Below are 12759 nucleotides of genomic sequence, written 5' to 3'. Positions count from 1 at the left end.
CCGGCCCCCGGCCCGTTGCCCGTGAGGTTGGGCCTGTTTAAGGTATAGCCCTTCACTCGCGGCCAGCCGCCGCCCAACAGAATATCGAGAGTCTTCAATGCGCCTGATCGCCCGCCTGCTCATGGTCTGCCTGCCGTTGTCCAGCCTGCCGGCCCTCGCCGAAACGGTCAGCGGCCTCTACCAGGTGCGCGAGCCCGTGGCTTCGCAGCAGCCGGCGGACCGTGACCAGGCCCTGAACCGCGCGCTGGAGACCCTGGTGATCCGTCTGGCCGGCGATGCCAAGGCGCTGGATAACCCGGCCCTGGCCGAGGCGCGCAAGAACCCGCAGCAATTGATCAGCCAGTTCGGCTATGAAGGCCAGTCCCTGCTGGTGGATTTCGACCCCGTGACCACCGAGCGCACCCTGCGTCAGGCCGGCGTACCGCTGTGGGGCGCCAACCGCCCAGCGATCCTCGGCTGGTGGCTGAACCAGAGCAGCGAAGGGGCCAGCCTGGTGGGCGATGCCCAGGAAGCCGCCAAGCCGCTGCGTGATGCCGCCCAACACCGCGGCCTGCCCCTGCGCCTGCCGTTGGCCGACCTCAGCGAGCAACTGGTGGCCACCCCGGAAGCCCTGGTAGCGACCGACCCCGAGGCGCTGCGCCCGGCCTCCGAACGTTATTCCGCCGATGCCTTGCTCGCCGTGCTGGCCAGCGAAGCCGATGGCAAGTGGAAGGCGCAATGGCACCTGTGGCTGGGTGACAACCGCGACCAGGGCACCCTGGAAGCTGCCGACCAGGGCGCGCTGGCCGATGCCGTGCTGCTCGCCGTAAGCCAGCGCTTGGCGCCGCGTTTCGTGGTGGCGGCGGGTGTCGGCCAGAGCCAGATCCTGGAAGTGAAGGGCGCTGATCTTGCGCGCTACGCCGAACTGTCCCGCGCGCTGGAGCCGTTCGGCGCCCGCCTGGTGCAGGTCGAAGGCGATCTGCTGCGCTACCAGGTCAACGCCAGCAGCGAACAATTGCGTGCCCAGCTGGCGCTGAACGGCTTGCAGGAGTCGCCCGCCGAGGCCGCTCCGGTGGATGCCGGCCAGGCTCCGGCCATCCCGGGCGCCGCCCCTGCGCCGCAGGTGCAGCCGCGTGACCCGGTATTGCGATTCCAATGGTGAGGGCCCGGACGGCCACTCCCGCAACTCAAGGCTGAGGATTTCCCATGACCGATTCGCGTCGCTGGCTCTGGCTGGGGGGCGTCCTGCTTCTTTGCTGGCTGCTGTATCAGCTGCACCCCATTCTTTCCCCGTTCCTGGTGGGCATGCTGCTGGCCTACCTGGGCGACCCGCTGGTGGACCGGCTGGAGCGCCTGGGCCTGTCGCGCACCTGGGGCGTGGTGGCGGTATTCACCCTGTTCAGCCTGATCCTCCTGGCGTTGCTGCTGGTCCTCGTGCCCATGCTGGGTCGCCAGTTGGTGCGCCTCTATGAACTGGCGCCGCAGATGCTCGACTGGCTGCAGAACAGCGCGCTGCCCTGGGTCCAGGCCAAGCTGGGGCTGCCCCAGGGCTTCTGGCGTTTCGACAAGCTCAAGGAAGTGATCAGCGGCCACCTCGGCCAGACCACCGATGTGGTCGGCGTGCTACTGGCCAGTGCCACCGCATCCGGGCTGGCGCTGGTGGGCTGGATCGGCAACCTGCTGCTGATCCCGGTGGTCGGTTTCTACCTGCTGCGTGACTGGGACCTGATGATGGCCAAGCTACGCGGGTTGCTGCCACGCAATCGCGAAGGCCTGGTGTTGAAGCTGACGGGCGAGTGCCATGAAGTGCTGGGGGCCTTCATTCGCGGCCAGCTGCTGGTGATGCTGGCACTGGGCGTCATCTACTCCGTCGGGCTCATGGCCATCGGGCTGGACCTCGGCCTGCTGATCGGCCTGCTCGCCGGGCTGGCCAGCATCGTTCCCTACATGGGCTTCGTGGTCGGTTTCGGCTCTGCCGTGGCGGCCGCGCTGTTCCAGTTCGGCGGCTTCGAGCTGTACCCGCTGATCGGCGTCGCGGTGGTGTTCGGCATCGGCCAACTGCTCGAAGGCATGCTGCTGACGCCGCTGCTGGTGGGCGATCGCATCGGCCTGCATCCGGTGGCGGTGATCTTCGCCATACTCGCTGGTGGCCAGCTGTTCGGCTTCACCGGCGTGCTGCTGGCGCTGCCCGTTGCAGCGGTGATCATGGTTTTGCTGCGTCATGCTCATGATTTATATAAACTTTCCCAACTTTACGGAGAGACCGGCAGCGGTTCCGACGAACCCAGCGATTCGGCATGAAACCCATTCAGCTTCCCCTCGGCATTCGCCTGCGTGACGACGCGACCTTTGCCAACTACTACCCCGGCGCCAACGCCGCGGCGCTCGGCTATGTCGAGCGCCTCTGCGAGGCCGATGCCGGCTGGACCGAAAGCCTGATCTACCTGTGGGGCGGGGAGGGTGTTGGGCGTAGCCATTTGCAGCAGGCGGCGTGCCTGCGCTTCGAGCAGCGTGGCGAACAGGCGGTCTATCTGCCCCTGGCGGAACTGGCGCAATACGGGACGGCGATCCTCGACAACCTGGAGCAGTGCGAGCTGGTCTGCCTCGACGACCTCGACGCGGTCGTCGGTCGCGCGGATTGGGAAGAGGCGTTGTTCCACCTGTTCAACCGCCTGCGCGATTCCGGCCGCAAGCTGCTGCTGGCGGCCAATACCGCGCCGCGCGGGTTGCCGGTGAAGCTGCCGGATCTGAAATCACGCCTGACCCTGGCGCTGATCTTCCAGCTGCAGTCGCTGTCCGACGAGGACAAGCTGCGCGCCCTGCAACTGCGTGCTTCGCGCCGTGGCCTGCACCTGACCGACGAGGTCGGGCGTTTCATCCTCACCCGCGGGTCGCGCAGCATGAGCGCCCTGTTCGAATTGCTCGAACGTCTCGATCAGGCCTCCCTGCAGGCCCAGCGCAAGCTCACCATCCCTTTCCTCAAGGAAACCCTGGGCTGGTGAGCCCGGCGCGGCCCACGGCCGCGCCGTTTCGCATTTCCCTTCAGCTTTCCCCAGCCAGCTTGCGGTTGTACTGGAAGCGCCAGCGCGTGTAGAGCAGCGCGGCGCAGAACAGCAGCAGGCTGAGCCCGCCCATCAGCCAGCCGAACAGTGCGCGGTTCGGGTCGGTGGCCGCCAGCACGCCCTGGATGAAGTACAGGTTGATCACGAAGCAGGCCCAGGCGTGGGCGCGGGCGTTGCCGAGGACCATGCCCGGCGCCAGCAGCGCCAGCGGCAGCAGCTCGATACTCAACACCACCCAGGGGCGGGCGCCGTTGAGTTCGGCGTAGACCAGGGTCCAGACCACCAGCAGCAGGGCCAGGCCGAAGAAGGCGAACAGGCTCAGGGCGCGGCTGATGGCCAGGCGCGGGGCGAGCCAGCTCAGCTCGGGGAGGATCTTGGGTTGCTTAGCCACGGGGTTTCTCCAGGCGGATCGCAGTCGTCGCCAGGCGTTGGCCCAAGGCGCGGCAAAGGGTGGTTTCCTGTTCGTCGAGGGCGCGCTTGCCGTCGGCACCGGCGTAGTGGCTGGGGCCGTAGGGCGTGCCGCCCCCGCTGGTGGAGAGGAGGGCCGGCTCACTGTAGGGCAGGCCGGTGACCAGCATGCCGTGGTGCAGCAGCGGCAGCAACATGGACAGCAGGGTGCTTTCCTGGCCGCCGTGCAGGCTGGCGGTGGAGGTGAAGACGCCGGCGGGTTTGCCCACCAGTTCACCGCTGAGCCAGAGGCTGCTGGTGCCGTCGAGGAAGTACTTGAGGGCGGCGGCCATGTTGCCGAAGCGGGTCGGGCTGCCGAGGGCCAGGCCGGCGCAGTTCTTCAGGTCGTCGAGGCTGGCGTAGAGCGGGCCGTCGGCGGGAATGTCGCTGGCGACCGCCTCGCATTCGGTGGAGACGGCGGGCACGGTGCGCAGGCGCGCCTCCATGCCACCCAGTTCCACGCCCCGGGCGATCTGCCGGGCCATCTGCTCGGTGGCGCCATGGCGGCTGTAGTAGAGGACCAGGATATAGGGCGCGCTCAAGGCAGGATCTCCAGGATCTTCTCCGGCGGGCGGCCGATCACGGCCTTGTCGCCCACCACCAGGATCGGGCGCTCGATCAGCTTGGGGTGAGCGCTCATGGCGGAGACCAGCGCGGCGTCATCGAGGCCCGCGTCGTCCAGGCCAAGGCTCTTGTATTCGTCCTCGCCGGTGCGCAGCAGTTGGCGCGCGCCGATGCCGAGGCGGCTGAGCAGGGTTTCGATTTCGGCGACGCTGGGCGGGGTTTCCAGGTAGCGCACGACATGCGGTACGAGGCCGCGTGCTTCGAGCAGTTCCAGGGCACCGCGTGATTTCGAGCAGCGGGGATTGTGATACAGCGTCATTTCGGTCATGGCGGGGGTCGCAAGGCCTTGTGGGAGGCGGCTATTCTAACCGCGTCCGGGCGCAGGTCTGAACCTTGCGTGTCGAGTCGGCCAGCGGACAGGGCACCCAGCAACTAAGGAGATGGAATGCGCCAACGCATCAAAGACGTGGAAGAGTTCTGGCGCTTCCTGTTGCATCGCTTTCTCAGTGACCACGGCATGAACAGCGCAGCCGCGTTGACCTATACCAGCCTGTTCGCGGTGGTGCCGATCATGACCGTGACCTTCACCATGCTCTCGGCGATTCCGGCCTTCCAGGGCATGGGCGAGCAGATCCAGCGTTTCATCTTCCATAACTTCGTGCCGTCGAGCGGCGAGGCGGTGCAGGAGTACCTGCAAGGCTTCACCCTGCAGGCCCGGCACCTGACCTGGGTGGGCGTGGCGCTGCTGGCGGTGACCGCCTTCACCATGCTGGTGACCATCGAGAAGGCGTTCAACACCATCTGGCGGGTGCGCCAGCCGCGCCGGGGCGTTTCCAGCTTCCTGCTGTACTGGGCGATCCTCAGCCTGGGGCCGTTGCTGCTGGGCACGGGCTTCGCGGTGAGCACCTACATCACTTCGCTGTCGCTGCTTTCCAGCCTCAACGAGATTGCCGGTACCCGCATCCTGTTGGGCTTTACGCCGCTGCTGTTCAACGTCGCCGCTTTCACCTTGCTGTACGCGGCGGTGCCCAATGCCCGGGTGCCGATCCGCCACGCGCTGATCGGTGGTGCCTTTACGGCCCTGCTGTTCGAATCCGCCAAGGCGCTGTTCGGGCTCTACGTGAGCTTCTTCCCGGGCTACCAGTTGATCTACGGCGCCTTCGCCACCGTGCCGCTGTTCCTGCTGTGGGTCTATGTGTCCTGGGTGATCGTGCTCTTCGGTGCCGAACTGGTGTGCAACCTGGCCGGTTCGCGTCACTGGCGGCGCCGGCAGATGCCGCGCCTGCTGTCCCTGATGGGCATCCTGCGGGTGATGCATGACCGCCAGATCCGCGGCCTGCCGGCACGGCATCTGGATGTGCAGCGTGCCGGTTGGTTGCTGCCGGAGGACGAGTGGCTGGAGTTCATGGAACTGCTCGAAGGCCAGCACCTGGCTTGTCGGGTGGGCGGGGGCTCCTGGGTGCTTTCCCGCGACCTGAACAGCTACAGCCTGCATCAGTTGCTCAGCCACTGTCCCTGGCCGTTGCCGCGCCCGGCGCAACTGCCGGAGCACCTCGACGAGGCCTGGTACCCGCCGCTGAAGGCCGCCCTGGAGGCCCTGCAGCAGGAACAGCAGGCGCTATTCGATGGCAGCCTGGCCGGCTGGTTGCGACCCGCATCGGAGTGACAAAAAAGGGCAGTTTGCGGCATATTGCCAGCTGTCATTTCTGCCTCCACCTGGCACCAGAGCCAGAAAGCGCGGGGGGGTGAAAAATGGCACGTTTCTGGCAATCTCAGGGGGAGTTTGCTGTCACTCTGCCATTAGGCAGGGATAAGCCAAGGAAAGAAGTGTTCTATGAGTAAGGCCAAGGGCAAAGTTGTCCATCTCCATGAGCGTGATCCGCAGGAGGCGCTTGAGCGCCTGAACCGGATCACCGGCCTGCAGTTCTCGCAATGGCCCGAATCCCTGGTTCCCCCCGCGCCCGTACCCGAAGCCCGTCGGGAAGAGGACCAGGAGCCACCAACCCCCAGCAATGGCGCTGCCCGCGCCTGAGCGAAAACGAAAAACCCCGCGACAGGCGCGGGGTTTTTGTTTTCAGCCCTTGTGGCCGATCAGGCGAGCGCCTGGCGGCTGTCCGCTCCGGCCTGTTCGACGGCCTGGACGAAGAGTTCTTCCACCAGCAGACCTTGCACGGTGACCGCCGATTTGAGGCGCACCTGCATGTCTTCGATCTTGTGCTTGATAGGCATGCGGGCGATACCCGAGAGCAGGATCTTGCCGTGGGCGTTGACCTTGCCGTGGTCCACCGCGACTTCGCGACGGATCTCGCCATCACGGTAGCTGACCAGCAGCGATACCGGCAGGGTGGCAAGGCCAGGCAGCTGCAGCCAAGCGGCGATATTGAATTCGGCGACCCGGCCCTCGTAGGGGGTCACGATCGGGCGTGCCGCCTCGACGATGCGGGACGGCACGGGGCCGATCAGCTTGTCTTGATTCTGGGACATTAGGGGGTTTCCAGGCTGATAGCGGAACGTTCGTACGGTTAGTGCGGGGAATTATAGGGAGGGTGCCCGGATGAAACTGTGCGCTTCGCCGATGAGCGGCGTGACCCGTCTCGCACTTTCGCCGATCAGGCCATTTTCAGCGGATAGCGCGCGACCATGGCGGTGCTGAGGTTGGGCTCGGGGAGCGGCAGGATGGCCTGGTTGTGCACGCTGGCGAGCTGCAGCCAGAGGTGTTCGCCCCCGACGAACTGATCCTTGGGCAGCCAGAGGCCGTGATGCCAGCCATTGCCGGGGGCCGGGGTGCTTTGCAGCACGCCGGGGTGGGTCTGCGAGTTGGGGGCCCGGCGCAGCCAGACCGGTCGTGGCAGGCCCTTGAGGTAGCGCAGGCCGAGGTGCAGGCCTTCCTGGTTGGTGTGGCGCCAGCGCACCAGTGCCAGGGTCGGCGTGCCGCTGTTGAGCAGCAGGGTCAGTTGGCCTACCGGCAGTTGCGCGCCCTGGTCGGCGTGGCACAGCAACCGCGCGCCTCCGGCGCTGGAGTCGAGCATCTGCGCATCCAGGGTGGCCGGGCGTTGCGCCAGCAACTGGGCATGGATGGCGGGCAGGCCCACCACCATGCTGCAGGAGCCTTCGTATTCGGTACGCGGATGGCGTCGCTGCTGGCGGCCCAGCCAGTTCTGCCGCACGCGTTCGAGCAGTTCGTGCTCGGCGCTGCTTTGCAGGGGGGCCGGGTCATGCAGGGCGATCAGCAGGGGCCCCAGCTCCAGGCGGCGCAGGTAGGGGCCGGCGATGATGCTGTCGAGGCGGTCCTGGGGGACATAGGGGTGCGCCTCGGTGAGGTCGATCGTCGCACCGTCGCTCTCGTCTTCCTGATCCCAGGGCAGCAGGTGCGCAAGGCCGGCCAGGGGCGCAAGGGCGCCGAACAGCAGCGTGCATTCGCCTTCGGTGAGGTGGAAGGGGTTGCTCAGGGCCAGCAGCAGCACCTGCTGATAGAGGCCGCGCAGGGTGCTGGCTGGCACGGGACGGAAGGCCGCGGCAACCGGCTCGTCCAGGCATTCCTGGTGCTCGCCGATCCAGAACAGCAGGTGGCTGTCGCGCCAGAGCGAGCCGGGCGGCTCCTGGTAGTGCTGGTAGTGGCGCATCAGCGTCTGCGCGATGAAGTGCTGGGCCATGTACAGGCACCAGGCCAGGTGTGGCCGGGAAGGCTGGCGGCCCTGGAGTATCTGCAACAGCAGGCGCTTGAAGCCTGCGGCCAGCTCGCTGCACAGGCGCAGGAACAGCATCGGCGGCAGCGCGCCCTGTTCATAGGCCGTGGCGTAGTGGCGGTATTCCTCGCTGAAGCTTTGCAGCGCCCGTTGCCTTTCGAGTAAGGTCACCGCACTCCGGTTCAGCCGGAACAATCGCCCGAGCACCTGCTGCAGCGCGCCATCCTGGGGCTGCAGGCGCGCCTCGGCGAGGAACTGGTTCAGGCCCGCCAGGATAGGGGTGTCCTCTTCGAGGATGTCCGGTACTTCCAGGCACAGGGCATCCAGCGTCATATCAACCCTGCGTACACGAGGATCGATTGCATGGGATCACGACTCCAGGCTGTTTTCGGGGCGCTCATTCTCATGGGTGCCGGGCTGTTGCTGGGAGGTTGTTCGGATGACGTCGGCCTCGATCAGCATGGACAGAAGGTAGCGACTGACGGCCTCGAAAACCAGTGGTTGGTGATTAATTACTGGGCGGAGTGGTGCGGGCCCTGCCGTACCGAGATTCCCGAGCTCAACGCCCTGGCCGGGCAGCTCAAGGGTGGTGGCGTGCGCGTGCTGGGCGTCAACTTCGACGGCCTGCAGGGGGCCGAGCTGGAAAAGGCCGCCCAGCAGATGGGCATCGACTTCACCGTGCTCGCCCAGGACCCGGCCGAGCGCTACAAATTGCCACGCAGCGAAGCGCTGCCGGTGACCTATATCATCGACCCCCAGGGCCAGGTGCGTGAGCGCCTGATGGGCGAACAGACCGCTGCCGGGCTTTCCGGGCACCTGACCAGACTGAAGGAAGGAAAGTAAGCATGGCGCGCATCTGCCTGCACGGTTATGTCAGTGGCAAGGTCCAGGGCGTGCATTTCCGCCAGTCGACCCAGGAGGAGGCGGACCGCCTCGATCTGGACGGTTGGGTGCGTAACCTCGCGGATGGCCGTGTCGAGGTGCTGTTCGAAGGCGAGGAGGGCGCGGTTCGCGAGCTCGCCGCCTGGCTCGAGCAAGGCCCGAGCGGGGCGAAGGTCGACGCGGTGGAGCTGACGGAGCAGCCCTTGCAGGGCATCGCCGGGTTCATCGTGCGGCGCTAGGTCAGGGGCGCACGTACCAGATGTCCTGCCAGAGCCCGACTACCTTGGCCGGGTACCAGTTCTCGCCGAGGCTGCCGTTGTAGCGGGCCAGGGCCCGGTTGATATCGCCCCGTTCCTTCTTCAGGTAGTAGCTGAGGATGGTGCAGCCGTAGCGCAGGTTGGTGGCGTTGTCGGTGAGGTTGTCCTGAGGGCGGCCCAGTTCGGCTTTCCAGAAGGGCATCACCTGCATCATCCCCTGCGCGCCTACGGATGAGATGGCGAAGCGATCGAAGCGGCTTTCTGCGTGGATCAGTGCCAGCACCAGGTCAGGCCTGAGGCCGGCCTTGCTGGCTTCGTGGTGCACCAGCCTGAGCAGGTCGAGGCGCTGCGCCGGGTCGGGCACGTAGCGTTTCAGGCGGGTGGACATGTCGAGCAGCCAGACTTCGGCGTCGAAACGGTCGCCGAAGCTATCGGCCTCGGCCACCGTGTGTTGCAGCAGTTCCCGCAGCTCGGGTTCCGGCGCCTGGCGCAGATTGCCGGAGGCGGGCAGGGCCAGCGCCAGCAGGCCGCTCAGGAGCAGGGTTCGCCAGGGCGCGGGCACGGGGTGACTCAGTCGCTTTCGCCAGGATCGGCTGCCAGGCGGCCGGCGTCCTTCATCAGCGCCTTGAGGAATTCCTGCTGCAGCTCGGGGTCATTGCGGGTCAGTTCGATCAGGCTCTGTTCCAGCTCGCTGGCTTCCTCTTCCAGGCCCAGCTCGGACAGGCGTTTGACCCGGTGCACCCATTGCGGCACCTCGTCGTCTTCCAGGTCTTCGAAGATCAGCGCGTGGGCTTCCTGCAGCTTGCTGCGCAGGCTGCGGCTGACCATCAGCGTGGCTTCGGCGCGGGTGGTGTCCAGCGGGTCTTCGACGCTGAGCAGGAGCTTGCCGATGCGGCTGGTGTCCTGTTCGGCGAAGGGGCCATCGAGCAGGTTCAGGCGCAGTACGCCGTGGCGGTCGGTGAGCAGCTCATTGCTCTGCTTGCCGGCGGCCACCAGTACCGGGCGCTCGGCCCAGGGCAGGCTGGAGTACTCGACGCGCTTGTCGCGCTGCTGCTCGTCGAGGCTGGCCAGGTTCTGCTCGGAGCGGCCATTGGACTCGACGTTCATGAACGGGTTGAGCCCGGCGAAGCCGTAGCTGATCCAGTCCTTGGTAGCGGTATCGGGCAGGCTGCCGAGAAGCACCACGTTGAGTACGTTGGCGCCGACGCCGGCTACTACCGCTACCGCGCCCAGTGGTACTTCATAGAGTTCGCGCCAGGGCTGGTAGGGTGTGTAGCGGTCGTAGCGGCGGGTGACCTCGAACTCGGTCACCTCGAAGGTCTTCTGCTCGTTCACGCGCACGCGGCGCTGCGGCAGTTCCAGCACGCGGGGCTCGCCGACGTCGATCTGCAGCTCATGGTTGAGCAGCTTGCGCTCGACGCGCTCCTCGTGTTCCGCCCGCTGGGGCAGGTGGTTGGCGCAGCCGCTGAGGAAGAGGGCGCCGCCAAGGGCGGCGCCGGTGAGGCGGATGGAACTACGCTTGAACATTTCTTCTCGATCAGCGACGTACGCGGGCTGTGATATAGGGCAGAACCTCGTCGACAGCGACAGCCTGGCTGTCGGTCTCCCGGCGGTTCTTGTATTCCAGGTTGCCTTCGGCCAGGCCGCGCTCGCTCACCACGATGCGGTGGGGGATGCCGATCAGTTCCATGTCGGCGAACTTCACGCCGGGGCTGGTCTTCTTGTCACGGTCGTCCAGCAGCACTTCGATGCCAGCGGCAGTGAGCTCGGCATAGAGCTTGTCGGTAGCTTCCTTGACGGCAGGCGTTTCGTACTTGAGCGGTACCAGGGCGACCTGGAAGGGCGCCAGGGCGTCCGGCCAGAGGATGCCGCGCTCGTCGTAGCTCTGCTCGATGGCAGCAGCGACCACGCGGGATACGCCGATGCCGTAGCAGCCCATGATCAGGGTGACGGGCTTGCCGTTCTCGCCCAGTACGCTGAGGTTCATCGCCTCGCTGTACTTGGTGCCGAGCTGGAAGATATGACCCACTTCGATGCCACGCTTGATCACCAGGGTGCCCTTGCCGTCGGGGCTCGGGTCGCCGGCGACGACGTTGCGCAGGTCGGCGATTTCCGGAACGGCCAGGTCGCGTTCCCAGTTGACGCCGAAGTAGTGCTTGTCATCGATGTTGGCGCCGATGGCGAAGTCGCTCATCAGGGCCACGGAGCGGTCGATGATGCAGGGCATGGGCAGGTTCAGCGGGCCCAGGGAGCCTGCGCCGGCGCCGATGGCGGCACGCAGTTCCTCTTCGCTGGCGAAGACCAGGGGGCTGGCGACCAGGGCCTGGTTGGAGGCCTTGATTTCGTTCAGTTCGTGGTCGCCACGTACTATCAGGGCGACCAGTGTGCCTTCCTCGGCGCCATGCACGACCAGGGTCTTGATGGTCTTCTCGATGGCCAGGCCGAAGTTCTCGACCAGGGCAGCGATGGTCTTGGTGTCGGGGGTGTCCACCAGGCGCAGCTCCTCGGTGGCGGCGCCACGGGAGGTTTCGCGCGGTACGGCTTCGGCCTTCTCGATGTTGGCCGCGTAGTCGGAGCTGTCGCTGAAGACGATGTCGTCCTCGCCCGAGTCGGCGAGCACGTGGAATTCATGGGAGCCGCTGCCACCGATGGAGCCGTTGTCGGCCTGCACGGGGCGGAAGTTCAGGCCCAGGCGGGTGAACACCTTGCAGTAGGCGCCGTACATGACGTCGTAGGTTTCCTGCAGGGATTCCTGGGAGGCGTGGAAGGAGTAGGCGTCCTTCATGATGAATTCGCGACCACGCATCAGGCCGAAGCGCGGACGGATCTCGTCACGGAACTTGGTCTGCACCTGGTACATGTTGATGGGCAGCTGGCGGTAGCTGTTCAGCTCGTTGCGCGCGAGGTCGGTGATGACTTCCTCGTGAGTCGGGCCGACGCAGAATTCGCGACCATGGCGGTCCTTCAGGCGCAGCAGCTCGGGGCCGTACTGTTCCCAGCGGCCGGATTCCTGCCAGAGTTCGGCGGGCTGGATGGCCGGCATCAGCACTTCGAGGGCGCCAGCGGCGTTCATTTCCTCACGTACGATCGCCTCGGCCTTGCGCAGTGCACGCAGGCCCATCGGCAGCCAGGTGTAGAGACCGGAAGCCAGCTTGCGGATCATGCCCGCGCGCAGCAGCAGCTGATGACTGATCACCACCGCGTCGGTGGGGGTTTCCTTCAGGGTGGAGAGCAGGTACTGACTGGTACGCATGTTTGGCCGTTTCGTCGGTTGCGATGGGTTTTATAGGCTCGGCATTGTACGGCGCTCGTTGGGGCGCGTACAGGTTGCGGCCTGGTAATCGGCAAGGGGAGAGGCGATGGGCGGTTTGAGTGCAAAACAGGTGGAGGCGCTGATCCGCCAGGGCGTGCCCATGGCCGAGGACATCGACCTGCGCATTGAACGCCTCGACGAAGCGGGTGCACTGGCGCGGGTCCCCTTCCAGCCCAAATTGGTGCGGCCGGGCGGCACCCTGTCCGGTCCGACTATCATGGCGCTGGCTGATGCGGCGATGTACGCAGTGGTGCTCGGCAGGTTGGGGCGGGTGGAGATGGCGGTGACCAGCAACCTCAACATCAACTTCCTGGCGCGGCCGCAGGCTGTGGATTTGCTCGCCGATGCGCGGATACTCAGGTTGAGCAGAAGGCAGGCGGTGTGCGAAGTGTCGTTGTATTCACAAGGCGGGGAAGATGAGCTGGTGGCGCATGTAACGGGGACTTATGCATTGCCAATCTGACTGAGGCGACAACTTTTAGTTGGTAATAACAATCAACTCCGTATGTATAGGCACATATATAAAGAATGAGCCCGGCATAAGCCGGGCTCTTTTGTATCGAAGTAAC

16 protein-coding genes are annotated in these 12759 nt (G+C 65.9%); 8 read left to right on the top strand and 8 right to left on the bottom strand.

Annotation, left to right across the window (positions count from 1 at the left end; all coding sequences use genetic code 11):
• Positions 1-97 precede the first annotated feature (97 nt).
• Genes OEJ36_RS00365 through hda form a run of 3 tightly spaced genes read left to right on the top strand, consistent with a single transcriptional unit; the run spans position 98 to position 2981 of the window.
• Positions 98-1141, top strand: a complete 1044-nt coding sequence (locus tag OEJ36_RS00365; protein ID WP_263399943.1) for a DUF2066 domain-containing protein — start codon at positions 98-100, stop codon at positions 1139-1141.
• A 44-nt stretch (positions 1142-1185) separates the two neighbouring features.
• A complete protein-coding gene (locus OEJ36_RS00360; RefSeq protein WP_184487724.1) occupies positions 1186-2280 on the top strand; it encodes an AI-2E family transporter in 1095 nt (364 codons plus the stop codon).
• On the top strand, positions 2277-2981 hold the full coding sequence (hda, locus tag OEJ36_RS00355) for a DnaA regulatory inactivator Hda (RefSeq protein ID WP_021221450.1): 705 nt from the start codon (positions 2277-2279) through the stop codon (positions 2979-2981). Before OEJ36_RS00360 ends, hda begins: the two co-directional genes overlap by 4 nt.
• Before the next feature lie 40 nt (positions 2982-3021).
• Here the strand turns inward: hda and OEJ36_RS00350 are convergent, their stop codons facing one another.
• Genes OEJ36_RS00350 through arsC form a run of 3 tightly spaced genes read right to left on the bottom strand, consistent with a single transcriptional unit; the run spans position 3022 to position 4380 of the window.
• Entirely contained in the window at positions 3022-3432 is a 411-nt protein-coding gene (locus tag OEJ36_RS00350; protein ID WP_021221449.1) for a DUF2069 domain-containing protein, read from the bottom strand.
• The gene (gene wrbA / locus OEJ36_RS00345; RefSeq protein ID WP_021221448.1) at positions 3425-4030 is read right to left on the bottom strand and encodes an NAD(P)H:quinone oxidoreductase; all 606 of its coding nucleotides are present in this window, start codon (positions 4028-4030) and stop codon (positions 3425-3427) included. Before wrbA ends, OEJ36_RS00350 begins: the two co-directional genes overlap by 8 nt.
• Positions 4027-4380, bottom strand: a complete 354-nt coding sequence (gene arsC, locus OEJ36_RS00340; protein WP_263399942.1) for an arsenate reductase (glutaredoxin) — start codon at positions 4378-4380, stop codon at positions 4027-4029. Before arsC ends, wrbA begins: the two co-directional genes overlap by 4 nt.
• Positions 4381-4497: 117 nt before the next feature.
• On the opposite strand from arsC, the gene OEJ36_RS00335 reads away from it, so the two are divergent.
• A complete protein-coding gene (locus OEJ36_RS00335) occupies positions 4498-5718 on the top strand; it encodes a YihY family inner membrane protein (RefSeq protein WP_263399941.1) in 1221 nt (406 codons plus the stop codon).
• 168 nt (positions 5719-5886) lie between these two features.
• The gene (locus tag OEJ36_RS30435) at positions 5887-6084 is read left to right on the top strand and encodes a hypothetical protein (protein ID WP_021221445.1); all 198 of its coding nucleotides are present in this window, start codon (positions 5887-5889) and stop codon (positions 6082-6084) included.
• Between the two features lie 59 nt (positions 6085-6143).
• Here the strand turns inward: OEJ36_RS30435 and OEJ36_RS00325 are convergent, their stop codons facing one another.
• Together OEJ36_RS00325 and OEJ36_RS00320 are read right to left on the bottom strand one after the other, a co-directional pair.
• The gene (locus tag OEJ36_RS00325; protein ID WP_263399940.1) at positions 6144-6536 is read right to left on the bottom strand and encodes a hypothetical protein; all 393 of its coding nucleotides are present in this window, start codon (positions 6534-6536) and stop codon (positions 6144-6146) included.
• A gap of 125 nt (positions 6537-6661) precedes the next feature.
• The gene (locus OEJ36_RS00320) at positions 6662-8071 is read right to left on the bottom strand and encodes a PilZ domain-containing protein (RefSeq protein WP_263399939.1); all 1410 of its coding nucleotides are present in this window, start codon (positions 8069-8071) and stop codon (positions 6662-6664) included.
• A 30-nt stretch (positions 8072-8101) separates the two neighbouring features.
• On the opposite strand from OEJ36_RS00320, the gene OEJ36_RS00315 reads away from it, so the two are divergent.
• Both OEJ36_RS00315 and OEJ36_RS00310 read left to right on the top strand, forming a co-directional pair.
• Entirely contained in the window at positions 8102-8581 is a 480-nt protein-coding gene (locus OEJ36_RS00315) for a TlpA disulfide reductase family protein (RefSeq protein WP_037022106.1), read from the top strand.
• 2 nt (positions 8582-8583) lie between these two features.
• A complete protein-coding gene (locus OEJ36_RS00310; protein WP_263399938.1) occupies positions 8584-8859 on the top strand; it encodes an acylphosphatase in 276 nt (91 codons plus the stop codon).
• 1 nt (position 8860) lies between these two features.
• On the opposite strand, the gene OEJ36_RS00305 is transcribed toward OEJ36_RS00310, so the two are convergent.
• Genes OEJ36_RS00305 through OEJ36_RS00295 form a run of 3 tightly spaced genes read right to left on the bottom strand, consistent with a single transcriptional unit; the run spans position 8861 to position 12130 of the window.
• On the bottom strand, positions 8861-9439 hold the full coding sequence (locus OEJ36_RS00305) for a lytic transglycosylase domain-containing protein (protein ID WP_021221440.1): 579 nt from the start codon (positions 9437-9439) through the stop codon (positions 8861-8863).
• An 8-nt stretch (positions 9440-9447) separates the two neighbouring features.
• A complete protein-coding gene (locus OEJ36_RS00300) occupies positions 9448-10404 on the bottom strand; it encodes a hypothetical protein (protein ID WP_263399937.1) in 957 nt (318 codons plus the stop codon).
• A 10-nt stretch (positions 10405-10414) separates the two neighbouring features.
• Positions 10415-12130, bottom strand: a complete 1716-nt coding sequence (locus OEJ36_RS00295; protein WP_263399936.1) for a proline--tRNA ligase — start codon at positions 12128-12130, stop codon at positions 10415-10417.
• A 115-nt stretch (positions 12131-12245) separates the two neighbouring features.
• On the opposite strand from OEJ36_RS00295, the gene OEJ36_RS00290 reads away from it, so the two are divergent.
• On the top strand, positions 12246-12653 hold the full coding sequence (locus OEJ36_RS00290; RefSeq protein WP_184488102.1) for a PaaI family thioesterase: 408 nt from the start codon (positions 12246-12248) through the stop codon (positions 12651-12653).
• Positions 12654-12759: the final 106 nt, after the last annotated feature.

Source organism: Pseudomonas sp. PDM13, assembly GCF_025685765.1.
Classification (GTDB): domain Bacteria; phylum Pseudomonadota; class Gammaproteobacteria; order Pseudomonadales; family Pseudomonadaceae; genus Metapseudomonas; species Metapseudomonas solani.
This window is presented reverse-complemented; position numbering and strand designations above follow the sequence as displayed.

Excerpts from the sequence above, each read along its gene's own strand:
- OEJ36_RS00295 (WP_263399936.1), bottom strand. The coding sequence starts at position 12,130 with ATGCGTACCAGTCAGTACCTGCTCTCCACCCTGAAGGAAACCCCCACC.
- OEJ36_RS00320 (WP_263399939.1), bottom strand. The coding sequence starts at position 8,071 with ATGACGCTGGATGCCCTGTGCCTGGAAGTACCGGACATCCTCGAAGAG.
- OEJ36_RS00310 (WP_263399938.1), top strand. The coding sequence starts at position 8,584 with ATGGCGCGCATCTGCCTGCACGGTTATGTCAGTGGCAAGGTCCAGGGC.
- OEJ36_RS00315 (WP_037022106.1), top strand. The coding sequence starts at position 8,102 with ATGGGATCACGACTCCAGGCTGTTTTCGGGGCGCTCATTCTCATGGGT.
- hda (WP_021221450.1), top strand. The coding sequence starts at position 2,277 with ATGAAACCCATTCAGCTTCCCCTCGGCATTCGCCTGCGTGACGACGCG.
- OEJ36_RS00300 (WP_263399937.1), bottom strand. The coding sequence starts at position 10,404 with ATGTTCAAGCGTAGTTCCATCCGCCTCACCGGCGCCGCCCTTGGCGGC.
- OEJ36_RS00335 (WP_263399941.1), top strand. The coding sequence starts at position 4,498 with ATGCGCCAACGCATCAAAGACGTGGAAGAGTTCTGGCGCTTCCTGTTG.
- OEJ36_RS00360 (WP_184487724.1), top strand. The coding sequence starts at position 1,186 with ATGACCGATTCGCGTCGCTGGCTCTGGCTGGGGGGCGTCCTGCTTCTT.
- OEJ36_RS30435 (WP_021221445.1), top strand. The coding sequence starts at position 5,887 with ATGAGTAAGGCCAAGGGCAAAGTTGTCCATCTCCATGAGCGTGATCCG.
- OEJ36_RS00325 (WP_263399940.1), bottom strand. The coding sequence starts at position 6,536 with ATGTCCCAGAATCAAGACAAGCTGATCGGCCCCGTGCCGTCCCGCATC.
- OEJ36_RS00365 (WP_263399943.1), top strand. The coding sequence starts at position 98 with ATGCGCCTGATCGCCCGCCTGCTCATGGTCTGCCTGCCGTTGTCCAGC.
- arsC (WP_263399942.1), bottom strand. The coding sequence starts at position 4,380 with ATGACCGAAATGACGCTGTATCACAATCCCCGCTGCTCGAAATCACGC.